General features: G+C 68.7%; 11 protein-coding genes and 3 pseudogenes. 10 read left to right on the forward strand and 4 right to left on the reverse strand.

The features are described from left to right. The first annotated feature begins 73 nt into the window (after positions 1 to 73). On the forward strand, positions 74 to 577 hold the full coding sequence (locus ACFT7S_RS07360) for a hypothetical protein (protein WP_382728219.1): 504 nt from the start codon (positions 74 to 76) through the stop codon (positions 575 to 577). Between the two features lie 491 nt (positions 578 to 1,068). Here ACFT7S_RS07360 and ACFT7S_RS07365 read toward each other — a convergent pair whose 3' ends face one another. The 3 genes from ACFT7S_RS07365 to ACFT7S_RS07375 all read right to left on the reverse strand — a co-directional run bounded on the left by ACFT7S_RS07365 (position 1,069) and on the right by ACFT7S_RS07375 (position 2,991). After that, positions 1,069 to 1,536, reverse strand: a complete 468-nt coding sequence (locus tag ACFT7S_RS07365; RefSeq protein WP_382728222.1) for a hypothetical protein — start codon at positions 1,534 to 1,536, stop codon at positions 1,069 to 1,071. Beyond that, a complete protein-coding gene (locus ACFT7S_RS07370; protein ID WP_382728551.1) occupies positions 1,506 to 1,718 on the reverse strand; it encodes a glycosyltransferase in 213 nt (70 codons plus the stop codon). Before ACFT7S_RS07370 ends, ACFT7S_RS07365 begins: the two co-directional genes overlap by 31 nt. 661 nt (positions 1,719 to 2,379) lie before the next feature. Further along, entirely contained in the window at positions 2,380 to 2,991 is a 612-nt protein-coding gene (locus ACFT7S_RS07375) for a glycosyltransferase family 2 protein (protein ID WP_382728225.1), read from the reverse strand. A 360-nt stretch (positions 2,992 to 3,351) separates the two neighbouring features. Here ACFT7S_RS07375 and ACFT7S_RS07380 point away from each other — a divergent pair, with 360 nt between their 5' ends. The 4 genes and pseudogenes from ACFT7S_RS07380 to ACFT7S_RS07395 all read left to right on the forward strand — a co-directional run. Continuing rightward, positions 3,352 to 3,612 (forward strand): trehalase-like domain-containing protein, encoded by a 261-nt coding sequence (locus tag ACFT7S_RS07380; RefSeq protein WP_382728228.1) that lies wholly within the window; start codon positions 3,352 to 3,354, stop codon positions 3,610 to 3,612. 136 nt (positions 3,613 to 3,748) lie between these two features. Further along, complete coding sequence (locus ACFT7S_RS07385; RefSeq protein WP_382728230.1) at positions 3,749 to 3,943, forward strand: hypothetical protein; 195 nt, start codon at positions 3,749 to 3,751, stop codon at positions 3,941 to 3,943. A 1,698-nt stretch (positions 3,944 to 5,641) separates the two neighbouring features. Further along, positions 5,642 to 7,054 carry a non-reducing end alpha-L-arabinofuranosidase family hydrolase gene (locus ACFT7S_RS07390; RefSeq protein ID WP_382728233.1) on the forward strand — a complete coding sequence of 471 codons (1,413 nt, stop codon included), beginning with the start codon at positions 5,642 to 5,644 and terminating at the stop codon, positions 7,052 to 7,054. A 132-nt stretch (positions 7,055 to 7,186) separates the two neighbouring features. Continuing rightward, positions 7,187 to 7,368, forward strand: a pseudogene (locus tag ACFT7S_RS07395) (IS110 family transposase); the annotation flags it as partial. Between the two features lie 83 nt (positions 7,369 to 7,451). On the opposite strand, the pseudogene ACFT7S_RS07400 reads toward ACFT7S_RS07395, so the two are convergent. Further along, a pseudogene (locus tag ACFT7S_RS07400) lies at positions 7,452 to 7,985 on the reverse strand (AMP-binding protein); the annotation flags it as partial. Between ACFT7S_RS07400 and ACFT7S_RS07405 the strand changes: the two are divergent. The 5 genes and pseudogenes from ACFT7S_RS07405 to ACFT7S_RS07425 all read left to right on the forward strand — a co-directional run. Further along, a pseudogene (locus ACFT7S_RS07405) lies at positions 7,985 to 8,809 on the forward strand (non-reducing end alpha-L-arabinofuranosidase family hydrolase); the annotation flags it as partial. The pseudogenes ACFT7S_RS07400 and ACFT7S_RS07405 overlap by 1 nt on opposite strands. A gap of 843 nt (positions 8,810 to 9,652) precedes the next feature. Continuing rightward, positions 9,653 to 11,113, forward strand: coding sequence for a glycoside hydrolase family 43 protein (locus tag ACFT7S_RS07410; protein ID WP_382728235.1), 1,461 nt, complete (start codon positions 9,653 to 9,655; stop codon positions 11,111 to 11,113). 38 nt (positions 11,114 to 11,151) lie between these two features. Next, positions 11,152 to 12,894: a cellulase family glycosylhydrolase gene (locus tag ACFT7S_RS07415; RefSeq protein ID WP_382728238.1), complete on the forward strand. Its 1,743-nt coding sequence runs from the start codon at positions 11,152 to 11,154 to the stop codon at positions 12,892 to 12,894. Positions 12,895 to 13,164: 270 nt separating this feature from the next. Then, complete coding sequence (locus ACFT7S_RS07420) at positions 13,165 to 13,482, forward strand: ABC transporter permease subunit (protein ID WP_382728241.1); 318 nt, start codon at positions 13,165 to 13,167, stop codon at positions 13,480 to 13,482. Positions 13,483 to 13,630: 148 nt separating this feature from the next. Next, positions 13,631 to 15,643 carry a beta-galactosidase gene (locus tag ACFT7S_RS07425; RefSeq protein WP_382728244.1) on the forward strand — a complete coding sequence of 671 codons (2,013 nt, stop codon included), beginning with the start codon at positions 13,631 to 13,633 and terminating at the stop codon, positions 15,641 to 15,643. Positions 15,644 to 16,199: the final 556 nt, after the last annotated feature.

The following is a 16,199-nucleotide window of genomic DNA, read 5'->3' on the forward strand; positions in this document are numbered from 1 at the left end:
CGACCAGGTCGAAGTTTCCGTACACGTGGTCGCCCGACGGGTCGGCCTTGATGAGCACCGTGGGGATGCCGGCGTGGTGCAGTCGGCCGGTGGCCTCGAAGAGATCGGCCCGGAACAGCTCGGTCGAACGGTTCACCTCGGCCAGGGTGAGCGCCAGTTGCCGGGGATATGCCCGGGCGAGCCGTACCTCGACCTGGTTGCCGCGGGCCACCGCCAGGGCGCCACGCAGCTCGTCGTCGCCGGCGGGCCGGGTCTCGCCCCGCCAGGCGGCGTCGACGACGAGCCGTACGGCGGGGGAGGGGGAGCCGGCGGCCGTGGTGTCGCGGGGGTTGCCGTCGACGTGGGTGTGGGGCCGGCCGTTGACGTGGGCGTGGGCGTGGGTGCGCGCCGTGGCGGCCGTCGGACCGGGGAGGGCCGGGTCGGGGAGGGCCGGACCGTCGGCTCCGGCGCGGGAGCCCTCGGGATCTGCGGGTTCCCCCACCTCGGCACCCGGTCCCGGCGGCCCGGCGTCCCCGGCCCCCTGCGGGTGCCCTCCCGGGTCGAAAGGGACACGACGACCATCGGTCGCCCGTGGTAGACCCGCCGGCTGAACTGCTTCTCCATCAGCCGGCCGGCCACGTTCAGCGGCCACTGGAAGCGCAGATCGAACTGGTCCTGGTGGACGTGGTGGATGACGCAGATGCCGGCGATCCAGCGGGGCGTGAAGAGCGGTGAGAAGAACGGGATGCCGTTCTGGAAGTCGACGACGGCGTCGTATGCGTGCCGGTGGCGCAGCAGGTGCCGGGCCGCGGCCGGGTACACGCCGAAGGTGCCGCCGCCTCGCACGATCCGCATGCCCTGCCACCGGGAGCTCGGCGCGGAACCGGGGTGCCGCGCCGAGAAGAGCGTGAGGTGCGCACCGGCGTCGGAGAACCGTCGGGCGATTTCTTAGCAGTAGGCCTCGGCACCGCCGGCCTGGGGGTCGAGGGATCGCGCCAGTTGAGGAAGAGGAGGTCGGCACGGGCGAGCTGGTCGAGTGCGAGTGCGGTCATCACGGTCACCTGGAGCCAGAGATCCGGAGAAGGTCGGTCATGGAGCGCAGTCCGTCGCGCCCCGCCGAGAACGTCGAACCAGGTAAGTCCGACCAGTCCACCGCACCTCGACCACGTCCTCGCCCTGTCGGACGAGGCGGGCGAGGATCTCCACGTCGAAGGCGAAGCCGTCGATGCGGAACTCGTCGAGGACGGCGCGGACGTGCGGGCCGTCGAAGAACTTGAAGCCGCACTGGGTGTCGGCGACGCCCGGCAGGGTGCGGCTCGCCAGCCGCCGGAACCGCCAGCCGCCGCACCTGCGCAGCGCGGACTGCTCGATCTCGTAGTGGGCGCCCGGTGCGCGGCGGGATGCGATGACGGCGGTGTGGCCCTCCCGCAGCAGGGTCATCACCGGGTCGAGGGTGGCGATGGGGGTCGCGTTGTCGGCATCGGCGAAGCCGACGTAGCGCGCGGCGGAGGTGGCGATGCCCCCCGTTAGGCGGCGCCTTTGCCGTGGTCGCTGCACCCGATGGCGTACACCGTGACGGGCTGGTCGCGGAACGGGGCGAGCACTTCGAGCGTGCAGTCGGCGCTGTCGTTGTCGACCACGACGACCGCTGACGACCAGGGCCGGTGGGCCAGGAAGTCGACGGTGGCCGCGACCGTTGTGGGCAGCCGCCGTTCTTCGTTGAAAGCCGGAATGATCAGTTCGAGGTCGACCGGGGGGCGGGTCGGGACATGGGGGACGCCAGTGCGCGGGAGGCCCGCGCGGACGGTGGCGGCGGGCTTGTTACAGACGGCCGATGACGCCGGCGCGGGTGGTCGGGGCGAGGGCCATCAGGAGTCTCCTCCGCCGGGTGCGCACCGCGCCGGACCCGCGCCGGACCCGTGCCGGACCCGCGCCGGACCCGCGCCGGGCGTGCGCCGGACCCGCGCCGCGCCCCGGATCAGGGCGTGGTGGGGCCGTCGGGGGGCGTCATCGGACGGTGCTGGAGATGGATCGCCGTTCGCGTCGGCCGGATGGCCGTCGGAGGCGTCGTCACGCCGGCCGCCCGCGCGGTGGGTGGCGGCGCGCGGGGGCGCGGGCCGCCGGGGTCAGACGGTCGGAGGCCCGGCGGGCGGGGTGCGCTCCGTGCCGGGCGGGCGTGTTGGGGGAGGCGGGCCGGGATACCGTGACAGGCCAGCCGGTCGCCCGCCGCAGCGGATGCGGCTCGTGGGGCGCCGGATGCCGGCGAACCTGAACGGTGATCACGATGGGCCTCTTTCGATGATTCGCGAGGTGCTCCGACGCCTTCTCGTCCGCTGCCTCGCGCGCCCAGAATTCCGAACGGTATAGAAATTCCAGGCTTAGCACATCAGGAGCGGGGGATCAGCTGCTCTTGCTGGATGCGGCGACCAGACGCAGCAGCGCGTTACGCGGGCGCCCCGCGATCAGGGCCTGCAGAATCCGGACCCCTTCGTGGAGCGTGTGCCGGTGGCGCGTGCGGTCGCGGCGCGGAAGTTCCCGGCTGGGAACTTCCGCGATACGGAGTCCGTAGTGCAGGGCGTGCGTGACGACCTCCACGTCCAGCTCCATTCCGTCGCCACTCGGATCGAGCAGCGTGACGAACCCGCGCCGGAATGCGCAGAATCCGTACCAGAGATCGGTCAGTCGCTGCCCGTAGAGCAACAGTGCCACCGCGAGCAGGAATCGGTGGCCCAGCCTGCGGAGCAGGGGATATCCGGCCGGGCTGCCGCCGCCGATGAAACGCGACGCTTTGACGAAGTCGAAACCGCTCTCCAGGTAGTGCAGATAGTGCGGGATCTCCAGGGGCGACATGGTTCCGTTCGCCTCGATGAGTACGAGACAGTCGCCGGTCGCGGCGGTCAGGCCGGTGTGCAGCAGGGCCTCCGGGCCGCTGACGGGGAACTCCACCAAGCGCGGTGCGGGTCCGGCGCCCGCCGGCCGCAGATCGGGAACACTCCCGGCGGGCTCGCCCACGAGAATCACCTCGCCGACACATTCCGGCACTTGTCCGACCAGCCACGAAAGGTCCGCACCCGGCTCCCGAAGAGGAATCACCAGGCTCACCGTCGGGCGGCCCGGAATTCCCTCGGAGAACGCTTCCGACGGAAAGTCGGTGGCGCGGCGGCGCGGATGAGTGACCAACGAGATCACCTCAGGAGGCGGGAATGCTGATGTCCTGATGCTGCGCCTCCATGCGCCGCTGGGTCAAGGTCCGGCAGGGCGGGCGACGGGACGAGAGAATGGAGGCACCTGAATGCAGAAAAACGCTGAGAAAATTCTACGAGATCACCGCACCTTGCGTCAATGGGTGTGGCCAGGTCTAGAATTGGGCTGATGGTCAGGCGCATCGAGGATTCCGCTCTCATCGGAGACCTTGAGACGGCGGCTCTCGTCGGCAGGGACGGGCCAATCGGTTGGCTGTGCATGCCGCGGTTTCATTCTCCCGCCTGTTTCGCCGCGCTTCTCGGAGACGAATCCAACGGACAGGGGTGGATCGCCCCGGCCGACCGTCGCCCCTGCAACCGCCGTTCCTGTCGCGGTGACACGCTGGTCCTCGAATCCGTCTGGGATACGGTCGGGGGGACCGTGAGCTGACGGACTTCATGCCGCCGCGCGGCGCTGCCCCGCGTATGGTGCGCGTCGTCGAAGGTGTCAGCGGGCAGGTGGAGATCGGGCAGGTGGAGATGCGGGGCGAGTTCAGGCTCCGCTTCGACCACAGCCGGATCCTGCCGTGGATCCGGGCGGTGGGGAGGACCGGCAGGCTGTCGCGGGACCCGATGTGGCCGTGCTGCACTGCGACCCCGGCGTGCGCCTCTCCGTCGAACGGGCCCGTACCCGCCTCGACTTCACCGTGTCGGCCGGGCAGCGGATCGCCTTCATCCTCGGCTGGAGCCTGCCCAACTCCCGTGCGGTCCAGGAGAGATGACGGGCCGACCAGGCGAATCGGTTCCGAGATCGAGAGCGCGGGGCAGAACGGTGCTGTGGGTGCCGTTGCGGGCGTCGACGGGGCAGGCGAAGCCCACGCACTGTCCACAGCGGATGCACGCGGCGCGTCTGTTCCGGGGCTCGGTGTTCAGCAGCAGTGGAACCGCTCCCGTCGGCCACCGAAGTGTCTCGGCCGCGAGCACGTGGTGCGCGGCCGTCGGGGGGAACGGCGCCATCGGGTAGTCGCGTTTGCGGGGGCCTTCTCCGGGGTGGGCGTGCCCGGCCACGCCGAGTTCCCATTCGACCCGGTCGTAGAACGGTTCGAGGTGGTGATCGCGTTGTGGTGGTAGCGCAGGTCGTCGGACTCGACGGCCACCCCGTCGGCCGAACCGCTTTTCGCCTCCACCGTGCTGCTGGATTGCCGCTTGGCAGGACGCTCCATGTGGCGGCCGGGCAGCCTTCTCCGATGCTGGCTACGAAGTTCGAGATGCTTTCGGCTGCAATGAGGGTTCTTGCTCGGCGTTGGAGCGGGAGAAGGCCGTCACCGACGCGGTGACCGTGAGTGCGGCGGTGGCGAGGAGGCGGAGTAGTCGTCCGCCTGATCGTCTGGGCATTCAGAAGAGTTCCCTTTCCCGGGGATCACCTGAAGAGGGTTCGAAATTTCGCGCACCGTTCGGAAAGTCTGGGTGCCACGGATACTGGAGAGGCGGTCGGCCATGTCAACACTGTCCGTGAAACCGGCCCCGCTCCGGCCCCTAAGGACTGTCCATCTGCGCAACTCGGCCATCCGATTGGCTTGACCTGCGGGTTTTGTTCATAAAGCCCTACGAATGTTTCGGTGTTGCTCGCGAATCATGCGAGAGGTATTGACGCCGCTCGCCGATTCCCTATCATTCAGGTTGCTCGACACTTCGAACCTCGTTCGATATCACGAACACGCCAGAGTCGCTCCACTCGCACAGCGGGGCGCCTACGGGTCACGCCCACCGAAACGCGGAGCTGCAAGGAGCGCGCCGCGCATGTGTATGTCATGGCCGCATCAACCGTTCTCTCGTCGTCGTGCGCCGCGTCACGCGGTTCGAGCTGTCCACGCCCTGAACCGAGCCGATCCCGGCCAACCCCCCACCCGCACCCGACCGTACGAGGAGAAGCATGAACCCGCTCAAACGCTTCGGCCGTCGCCGAGCCTCGGTCCTGGGCCTGCCGGCCGCGACAGTCCTGATGGCGCCCGGGACCGCGACGGGCTCATCCGACGCCGTCCGAGCCTCCACTCCGGGCGCCCGAGCGGCCACCCGGCCCGGTGACGCTCGATGCCCACTTCAGGTGGGGCACGGTATGTCGTTGAGCCGTTCGATTCCTCAGCTCCGTCTCGCTTATGGAATGACATGAACGATCCAATCCGCACCGTCCCGCGCGGGCCCCGGTCCCGATCAGAGCTCGAACGGCTCGCGGAGTACGTGGGGGTCACCGTGCGGTGGGCTTGCACCACGACGATCAACGTCCGACAGGGGCCGGTGCGTTTCGCAACGGCCCGAAGACGCCGGGCGCCACCGGTCTTTCAGAAGGTCTCGCAGGACCGGGAAGTCACAAGGGGTCAGCCGTGGTGCCCACGGACCGCTACCAACGCACCACATCGACAGTCCGGACAGCCTCTGACGGGGCCAACCGGAACCGCTTACTCAAGGTTTGGGAAGTCCCCATGCGCAGAGGAAATTTCAGCCGCAGGCATCTGTCTGTAGTGCTCGCCGCCGCGGTTGCGGCCCTGGTCGCGTTGGCGGCGATGCTCGTCGCCAACCCGGCTCAGGCGGCTACCAGTGGCGCCTTGCGCGGTGTTGGTTCGGGTCGGTGTCTCGATGTGCCGGACGCCAGCCAGACCAACGGCACGTACCTGCAGATCTACGACTGCTGGAGCGGGACCAATCAGCAGTGGACGTTGACGGACAGCAACCAGCTGACCGTGTACGGCAGTAGGTGCCTGGATGTTCCGGGCCACGCCACCGCGGCCGGTACCCGGGTGCAGATCTGGACCTGTTCCGGCGGTGCGAACCAGCAGTGGCGGGTGAACGCCGACGGCACGATCGTCGGCGTGGAGTCCGGGCTGTGCCTGAACGTCACGGGCTCCGGTACGGCCAACGGCACGGCGGTGGAGATCCGGACGTGCAACGGCGGCAGCAGCCAGAAGTGGACCGGCCTGTCCACGGGCGGCACGTGTTCTCTTCCGTCGACGTACCGGTGGACGTCGACGGGTGCCTTGGCGCAGCCGGCGAACGGGTGGGTCTCGCTGAAGGACTTCACCAGCGTGGTGTACAACGGCAAGCACCTGGTCTACGCGTCCAACTCGTCGGGATCGTCGTACGGCTCGATGATGTTCAGTCCCTTCACGAGCTGGTCGGACATGGCGTCGGCCGGCCAGACCGGGATGAGCCAGGCCGCAGTGGCGCCCACGCTGTTCTACTTCGCGCCCAAGAACATCTGGGTGCTGGCGTACCAGTGGGGTGCGTCGGCCTTCGTCTACCGCACGTCGAGCGACCCCACCAACCCCAACGGCTGGTCCTCGCCGCAGCCGCTGTTCACCGGTAGCATCTCCGGCTCCACCACCGGCCCGATCGACCAGACCCTGATCGGTGACGGCCAGAACATGTACCTGTTTTTCGCCGGTGACAACGGCAAGATCTACCGGGCGAGCATGCCGATCGGGAACTTCCCGGGCAGCTTCGGCTCGTCGTACACGACGATCATGAGCGACTCGACGAACAACCTGTTCGAGGGGGTGCAGGTCTACAAGGTTCAGGGCCAGAACCAGTACCTCATGATCGTTGAAGCGATGGGTGCGAATGGGCGCTACTTCCGCTCGTTCACGGCCTCCAGCCTGAGCGGTTCGTGGACCCCGCAGGCCGGCAGCGAAAGCAACCCCTTCGCGGGCAAGGCCAACAGCGGTGCCACCTGGACCAACGACATCAGCCACGGTGACCTGGTCCGCAACAACCCCGACCAGACCATGACCATCGACCCGTGCAACCTGCAGTTCCTCTACCAGGGCAAGTCCCCCACCGCGGGCGGCCCCTATGACCAACTGCCGTACCGGCCGGGCGTCCTTACCCTGCAGCGCTGATCCGCCTGATCCACGATGATCGCGATCTGGTGCGGTCTGCCAGCGGGTAGACGAGCGGTTTACGGCGTGGGCAACTCCACCAGCTGACCGATACTCGCCCTCTCGTGGAACCCCAGCCGTGCGTCGGCCGGGGTTCCACGACGATGGGTGAAGGACGACCGTCTCAACCACGTCGGCTACTTCTGGGCCTTCTCCGTCCCAACGCATCGCCTGGCGCCAAGCTCCACTACCGCAGGCGCCGCGACGAGCATGGTGACTGGCACGCCTCCGCCCAGAGGTACCTCTTCAACCGCATGCTCGGCCAGCTCTACCACTGACTTCGGCACGGCCGCCGTTTCGATGAGACCGTCGCTTCCCCTCTTCGCCTGCAAGGGTGGTGCGCGCGTCCGCAGCCGACGCCGGACGGGTCGACGATCCGGATGTCGTTGAAGAAGTGGGGCAGGCCCGCGCTGCCCGCCTTGGCCAGGGCGTTGTCGGCGTCGAGGAGGCACACGCCGGGGGACGCCTCGGTCATGCCGTAGCCCTGGACGAAGCGCAGATCGCGCGCCTCGTACGTATGGATCAGTGCCTGGGGAACCGGGGCTCCGCCGCACATCAGCTTCCGTACGGACGACAGGTCGGCCTGTGCGAAGCGTTTCTCGGCGGCGATCTGCGCGAACATCGTGGGCACGCCGAACATCAACGTCACCCCGTGCTCCTCGACCAGGGTGAGGGTGCGGGAGGGTGAGAACGACTCCTCCAGGACGAGTGTGCCGCCCTTGAGGAAGGTCGGCAGGCACGTCATGTTGAGGGTCGCCGTGTGGAACAGCGGCGCTGACAGGAGTGTGACCTCGTCGGCGGCGAAGTCGGCGTCGATGAGGGTGTTGACGCTGTTCCAGGTCAGGTTGGAGTGGGTGAGTGCGGCGCCCTTCGCGCGGCCGGTGGTCCCCGACCACCGCCGGCTCGTCCGGCTGGGGTCTGGCGCAGTTCAGCTTCGGCGACTGGTCCCAGGCCGCCTCCGCGCCGCACACCTACCTCGACACCTCGCCCATGGGCCCCGGCTACCGGGCCGCGCCCCAGGTGTTCTACTTCGCGCCGCAGAACCTCTGGTACATGGTCTACCAGACCGGTCCGCCCACCTACTCCACAAGCACCAACCCGGCCGACCCGCGCTAGTGGTCCGCGCCGCGCCTCTTCATGTCCGAGGAGCCGCAGATCGTCAAGGACAACAAGGGCGACGGCACCTGGATCGACTTCTGGGTCATCTGCGACACCACCAACTGCCACCTGTTCTTCAGCGACGACAACGGCCACATCTACCGCGCCCAGACCAGCCTGGCGAACTTCCCCAACGGCTTCGGGAACACGCAGATGGTGATGGCGGACACGAAGAACAACCTGTTCGAGGCGACCAACGTGTACAAGGTCGCCGGCAGCAACCAGTACCTGCTGCTCCAGGAGGCCATCAGCAACACCTCGGGCCGGCGCTACTTCCGCTCCTTCACCTCCACCAGCCTCACCGGCAGCTGGACCCCCCTGGCCGCCACGGAGAACGAACCCTTCGCCAGCCGTAACAACGTCACCTTCCCCGGCGGCGCCTGGACCGAGGACATCAGCCACGGCGAGATGGTCCGCGCAGGCAACGACCAGACCCTGACCATCGATCCGTGCCGACTGCAGTACGTCTACCAGGGCATGGACCCCAGAGCCGGGGGCGACTACATCCGACTGCCCTGGCGGATGGGCCTGCTCACCCAGACCAACTCCCCCTGCTGACCGCCGGAACCATCATCGAGCACCCACGCACCCCGCCGGGTGACGGCGCTGCCCAGTTTTTGCCACCGCAGTCGCTCGCACCCTGTCGCACCCGGCGGCCCCGGCTTGTCGAGGCAGTCTGTCCCGGTCCGGCCGACAGGGGTGTTTCGGCGAGCACTCCGAGGTCGCGGGCTACCGCACCGCCGAGACCAGCGACGACGGCTCTTCACCGCCGGCACAGATCTCGCCGCGAGAATGCTCCGCGAACTGGAGGACCGGCGGTACGTCCGTACCGTCATGGGCGTCATCACCACGACGGTGAAGCCGAACATCGCCAAGCCGATCTGGAACGAAGGCGTGAAGAAGAAGTGAGCCGGGCGGCCCTCGGCCTTCCCTGCCCCGCACGGACATTCCTCGCCCGCCCTCGCACGGCAACCCTCACCACCCTGCGCCGCGACGAGAATGGAGCGATCGAAGCGCTTCGACGGATGACAGTTCGCTGGGAAAGTCGCAGGGTTCCTCTCGGCGAAGAAGTGCGGCCCACCTCGCAGGGAGTGCGGGGTGGAGCTTGAGTCGGTCACGCCGTCGATGGCAGTCGCCTGCACTGGAGTTGCCGGTCGGCGAGCCAACGAAGAATTCTTTCCGTGGCGCAGCTCTTGTTACGTCCGTGGCCCGTGGCTACTTTTGACGCAGTGGTGCAGTGGTCAAGCGCTTCGACGACGGAGGGTATTCGCTCGCGCCAGGCGGGGTGGGCCGAAACCCGCTGACCGGCCACGACCTGCTCACCGGCACCGCGGTGACAGAACACCCGGCCGCCGACCACGCGGTCCCGGGTGCCACGAATTCCTCTGAGGAGTGCATCGCGTGACCCCGACCCCGGTCATCCCCGGCTTCCACCCCGACCCCAGCATTTGCCGGGTCGGCGACGACTACTACCTGGTCTGCTCCAGCTTCGAGTACTTCCCCGGCATCCCGGTCTTCCACAGCCGGAACCTTTGGCAGTGGACACGGATCGGGAACGTCCTGGACCGGCCCTCCCAGCTCGACCTCACGCCCCGTACCGCATCGTCGGGCGGCATCTACGCCCCGACCCTGCGTCACCACGACGGCCGCTTCCACCTCATCGTCACCGACGTCTCCCCGGGCGGCGGCAATCTGCTCGTCACCGCCACCGACCCGGCCGGACCCTGGTCCGAGCCGGTCCCTCTGCCCGGCGTCCCCGGCATCGACCCCGACCTCGCCTGGGACGAGGACGGCACCTGCTGGTGCACCGTCGCCGGCGTCGAGCAGGCCCGCCTCGACGTGAAGACCGGGAAGACCGTCGGAACCCCGCGCACCCTCTGGTCCGGCACGCCGGGTGCCAAGGCACCCGAAGCACCGCACCTTTACCGGATCGGCGACTACTGGTACCTGCTCATCGCCGAGGGCGGCACCGAACGCGGCCACGGCATCTCCATCGCCCGCGGTCCCCGCCCCGACGGCCCCTTCGAGCCGTGCCCGGACAACCCGGTCCTCAGCCACCGCTCCACCGATCATCCGGTGCAGAACACCGGCCACGGCGACCTCGTCCAGGGCCCCGACGGCTCGTGGTGGATGGTCTTCCTCGGTGTCCGTCCCGGCGGCGGCACCCCCGGCTGGCACGTCCTGGGCCGTGAGACGTTTCTCGCCCCGGTCGAGTGGGTGGACGGCTGGCCCGTCGTGGGCGAGATCGTGAGCGGGACGGACGCGGGCGAGCCCGTCCGCGACGACTTCGACACCGCCACCCTGCACACCCGCTGGATCAGCCTCCGCACCCCGCCCGCCAAGCACATCACCACCGAGGAGCGCGCGAGCCACCTCACCCTCCACGCCCGGGGCGACAGCCTGGACGCCGCCGATGTCACCTTCCTCGGCCACCGCCAGCAGCACCTCTCCTGCCGGGTACGGGCCGAGGCCGACACGTCCCAGGGCCGCGGCGGGCTCGCCGTCCGCCTCGACGAACACCACCACTACGAGATCGAGGCCGGCGAGGGCGAAGTACGCGTCCTGGCCCGGATCGGCCCGCTGCGCAGCGAGGTCGCGGCCCGCCCTCTGCCGCCCGGCCCCGTCGTCCTCGCCGTCGACATCACCGCGCACACCACCCTCGACGACGCCCGTACCGGACCCGACCTGGTACGCCTCGGCACCGCGAGCGCGGACGGCACCTTCACCGAACTCGCCGCCCTCGACGGCCGCTACCTCTCCACCGAGGTCGCCGGCGGCTTCACCGGCCGCGTCCTCGGCATGTACGCCGCCGCCGGGCGCGTCGACTTCGACCGGTTCAGCTATGAGCCGGTCCATCCCTGACGCCACACCTGACCCGACACCCCACAGAAGGACCGGACATGAGACAGACGACACCCGGGGCCGGACGCTCCCGGCGAGGCTCCCCCGGCCAGGCGGTACGGCTGCTGCTGACGTTGGTCGTCGCGATCGCCCTGTGCGGTGGCAGCGCGCTCGCGGCCACCGCACAGGACGGCGGAGGCGGCAAGCCGCCCGCCACACGTGCCCTGAAGGTGATGGCCGCCATGCAGCCCGGCTGGAACCTGGGCAACTCCCTGGACGCCATCCCCGACGAGGAGTCCTGGGGGATGCCCCGCACCACCCGCGAGCTCCTCCGCAACATCAAGGCGCAGGGCTTCAACAGCGTCCGGGTCCCGGTGACCTGGAGCAATTTCCAGTCCGACACGGCGCCGTACACGATCGACGCCGCCTACCTGAAGCGGGTCAAGGAGGTGACGGACTGGGCGATAGCCGAAGGCATGTACGTCGAGATGCCCGTCCACCACGACTCCTGGGACTGGATCTCGGCGATGCCGAGCGATCACGACGGCGTCCGCGCCCGCTTCGACTCCACCTGGCGGCAGATCGCCGCCACCTTCCGTAACACCTCGCAGAAGCTGCTCTTCGAGAGCGTCAACGAACCGCAGTTCAAGGACGCCACCGATGCACAGAAGACCGCGCTCCTCGACGAGCTCAACACCTCGTTCCACAAGATCGTGCGCGGCTCGGGCGGCAAGAACGACTCCCGTGTCCTGGTCCTGCCCACCCTGCACGCCTCCCCGTCGCAGGCCCTGATGGACGACCTCAACGCCACCATCGCCAAGCTCGACGACCCCCACCTGGCCGCCACCGTCCACTACTACGGCCACTACCCGTTCAGTGCGAACATCGCCGGCGGCATCCGCTTCGACGAGGACTCCCGGCGGAGCATGGCCGAGGTCTTCGGCCTGATGCGGGACAACTTCATCGCCAAGGGCATCCCGGTCTACCTCGGTGAGTACGGGCTGCTCGGCTTCGACTCCGGTGAGGGGGCCATCGAGCGCGGCGAGATGCTGAAGTACTTCGAAGCCATCGGCCATGCCGCCCGCACCCACGGCGTCACCATCGCCCTGTGGGACAACGGCGCCTTCTACGACCGCCGCGCGATGAAGTGGCGCGACCAGGGCGTCTTCGACGAGATCAAGTCCAGCTGGACGACCCGCTCGGCCACCGCCGACAGCGACCTGGTCTTCCTCCCGGAGACCGGCGCCGTCCCGGACCGCACCCTCGGCCTCCAGCTCAACGGCGCCCGCCTCGAAGGACTGCGGACGGCCTCCGGCCCGGTCGACGGCACGGAGTACGCCGTCTCCGGCGACCAGCTCACCCTGAAGTCGTCCCTGCTCACCCGTCTCGCCGGGGACCGCGCCCTCGGCCTCAACGCCCGCCTGCACGCGGACTTCTCCACCGGCCTGCCCTGGGAGTTCCGGATCATCACCGCCGGAACTCCGACCGCCTCGGACGCCTCCGGCACCACGGCCGGCTTCACCGTGCCGATGGCCTTCCGCGGCGACCTCCTGGCCACCATGGAAGCGACATATGCGGACGGCATGGCGGCCGGGCCCCCGGACTGGACGACGTACAAGGAGTACAACCGCAGCTTCGCCCCCGACCACGCGGGCGACACCATCGCCCTGCTCCCGGCCTTTTTCGAAGCGGTGCGGGACGGCGAACCCGTCACCCTGACGTTCCACTTCTGGACCGGCACGAAGGTGACCTACCAGGTCACCAGGAACGGCACCACCGTCACCGGCAGAGCAACGGGCTGACGCCGCCGCACCGGGCGTTCGCGCCCGGCCCTTGCCCTCCCTCCCCGGAACCGCTGCGCTCGACAATCTCGGCGACCTCTCCTCCTATGACGGCGGCGCCTACGGAATGTGGGCGTTGAACTCGCTCCTCCATGCGGGCGTGGGCGGCATCTTGTCAACGCTCGTGTCGGCCTCCGCCGGCTCCGCCGTGGCGAAGTTTTAGTTCCGAGCGGGACGGATCTTCTTCGTCGCGATTCTCGCAGGATGCTCATACCCGGCATCACCCTCGCGGTGCCGCAGTACCTGCTGTTGTCCGATCCGGAGCTGGCCGGCACGCAGTGGTCGGTGTTGCTCCCGAGCAACATCAGCCCATTCGGCATCTATCTGTGCCGGGTGTATGCCGCGAGCACCATCCCGGCTGAGATGCTCGAAGCCGCGCGGATCGACGGCGCCGGCGAGTGGCGGATCTTCCGCAGCGTCGTGTTCCCCCTCATGGTGCCCGGGATGGTGACGGTGTTCCTGCTGCAGTTCCTGGGCATCCGGAACAACTTCCTGCTGCCGTCCTCATGCTCTCCGACACCCGAGCCTTCCCCCTCACCGTCGGGTTGAACTCCCTGCTGCAGCGCGGCTCCGGCTCGCTCTCCCTCTACACGCCGGCCATCGTCGGCGCCGCGCTCGCGATCGTTCCCCTCATCGCCCTGGTGCTGTTCCTGTAACGGTTCTGGCGCCTCGACCTCATAGCTGGAGGAGTCAAAGGATGACCTGGTCCCACGCTGACAACGACTGGCCCACGCGCGGGCTGAGCTTCGGAGCCGACTACAACCCCGAGCAGTGGGACAAGGAGGTATGGAAGGAAGACGTCCGCCTGATGACGCAGGCCGGCGTCAACCTCGTCTCGCTCGGCATCTTCTCCTGGGGCCTCATCGAGGTGGCCGACGGTGAGTTCGACTGGGAGTGGATGGACGAGATCGTCGACCTCCTCGCGGACAACGGCATCGCCGTCGACCTCGCCACCCCGACGGCCGCGCCCCCGAGCTGGCTGCTTGCGGCCCACCCCGAGATCTCCCCTCTCGACCACGACATGCGGCCGCGCTGGCCAGGCTCCCGGCTCGGCTGGTGCCCGAGCAGTCCGGTCTTCCGCGCGTACGCGCTCCGAATCGCCCGTGCGCTCGCCGAACGCTACGGCCACCGCGACCACGTCGTGATGTGGCACGTCAGCAACGAGTTGGGGGGCGGCAACGGCAGCTGCTACTGCGACACGTCGGCGACGGCGTTCCGCGGCTGGCTGCAGCGCAAGTACGGGACGCTCGACGCTCTCAACGAGGCATGGGGAACCGCCTTCTGGGGCCACACGTACCGCGACTTCGCACACATCATCCCGCCCCACGGCAACGACTCGAAGAATCCGTCGCTCGTGCTCGACTTCGACCGCTTCTCCTCGGACGAGCTCCTGGCGCATTACCTTGCCGAGCGTGAGGTGCTCAAGAGCGTCACGCCCGAGCTCCCCGTCACGACGAACTTCATGGTCGGCGCCGAGCCCGACTGCGTGGACTACCCGCGGTGGGCGCGGCACATGGACATCGTCGCGAACGACCACTACACGCGCTCATCCGACGCGTTCCCCGAGCAGGACGTCGCATTCTCCGGTGACCGTATGCGGGCGATGACGACACAGCGCCGTCCGTGGATGCTCCTGGAGCACTCGACCAGCGCCGTGAGCTGGCAACCGCGCAACCGTGCCAAGACGGCAGGCGAGTTGATCCGGAACAGCCTGAGCCACGTGGGTCACGGCTCCGACGGCGTCCTGTTCTTCCAATGGCGCGCCTCCCGGGCCGGCGCGGAGCAGTTCCACTCGGCGATGGTTCCGCACGGCGGTGAGGACACCGATCTCTACCGCGACGTGTGCACGCTGGGCCGGTACCTGCAGCGGCTCGCCCCGGTCATGGGCTCACGTGCTCCCCAGGCCCGTGTCGGCATCCTCTTCGACGACGAGGCGGGCTGGGCCATGATGAAGGGCGTCAAGCCAAACAATCACCTCGCCTACGGTCGTATCGTCCGGGACTGGCATCACGCGTTCTGGCGGCTGAACCAGAGCATCGAGGTGCTTCCGCCCTGGTCCGACTTCACCGGGTACGAGGTGCTCGTGGTGCCGGGGCTCTTCTTGACCGACGACGAGACGGCGGCGCGCGTGAGCGCTTTCGCCGAGGCGGGCGGCACGGTCGTGGTGAGCTTCCTCTCGGGGATCGTGGACGAGCACGACCGGGTGCGGCTCGGCGGATACCCCGGCGCGTTCCGTGACCTCCTGGGCGCGTGGTGCGAGGAGTTCCGGCCGCTGCAGGAGGGCGAGACGTTCACCCTCGACAACGGGTGGTCCGGCGCAGAGTGGACCGAACTCGTCCGCGTGGGCGACGCCGAGGTGATCGCTCGGTACTCCGGGGGGCACCTCGGCGGTCGTCCAGCGATCACATCGCGTTCGCTGGAGACCGGGGGCTGTGCGGTCTACGTCTCGGCCGGACTCGACAGCGATGCGCTGCTCGCATTGGCGCGTTCGTTGGTGCGCCCCACCGGCGTGGCGAACATGCCGAGCGGGGTCGAAGTGCTCGTGCGCCGCAACGACGAGGAGACCTTCACCTTCTTCGTCAACCACGCCGACAACGATGCGGTCGTCACAGCACAGGGCCGGGAAATGCTCACTGACGAACCCGTCAGCGGAGCGTTGCACATACCGGCCGGCCATGTGCGGGTCGTGAGGTCGGGTGCCGTGAGCTGAGCCCGGATCCACCGAGCGGATTCCGGTGAGCGTTTCCCGGGTGGGTTCGGGGCGCTGATCCGGCGTCGACGCGAGGACCTCGTGCTGAAGACCGTGATTGCGCTCGTGACCCGTACGCCTACGTTCTCGCCGAGGCCGTACACGCCTCGGGGGTGACGGCCGCCTTGCCGGAACCGTCAAGTCCCGCCCCGGGTTGGGTACGCCCCAGGGCGGGACTCTCGCCGTCGGCCGACGGGCGTGGGGGCGTGCCTCCGTGTCTGCGCCCGCGCTCGGTTCCGTAGGCGGTGGAACTTTCCGCGAAGCCTCATCAATGGCGTTGGAGCTGCTCATGGACCCTCGCTCAGGCGACACCGCACTGGTCCGTCCGCACCACGTTTTCCTGTCACGACAGGCCAGTTACCGGCGGTCCGGTCGGGCTGAGGGCACCGCGACCGTGATCTGGATGTCCGGCAGCCTCGGGGACCCCGTTCTGCGCCACAGTCGTCGGCCTGACCCTCGACGCCTCGGCTGTCGCCTTCTCACCCCGGCCGTCGTACTGCTCGCCGCCCTGCGCCCG

This window comes from Streptomyces sp. NPDC057136, assembly GCF_042670885.1.
Classification (GTDB): Bacteria; Actinomycetota; Actinomycetes; order Streptomycetales; family Streptomycetaceae; genus Streptomyces.

Coding starts and splice junctions, on each gene's coding strand:
- ACFT7S_RS07425 (WP_382728244.1), top strand. CDS start 13,631: ATGACCTGGTCCCACGCTGACAACGACTGGCCCACGCGCGGGCTGAGC.
- ACFT7S_RS07390 (WP_382728233.1), top strand. CDS start 5,642: ATGCGCAGAGGAAATTTCAGCCGCAGGCATCTGTCTGTAGTGCTCGCC.
- ACFT7S_RS07415 (WP_382728238.1), top strand. CDS start 11,152: ATGAGACAGACGACACCCGGGGCCGGACGCTCCCGGCGAGGCTCCCCC.
- ACFT7S_RS07380 (WP_382728228.1), top strand. CDS start 3,352: ATGGTCAGGCGCATCGAGGATTCCGCTCTCATCGGAGACCTTGAGACG.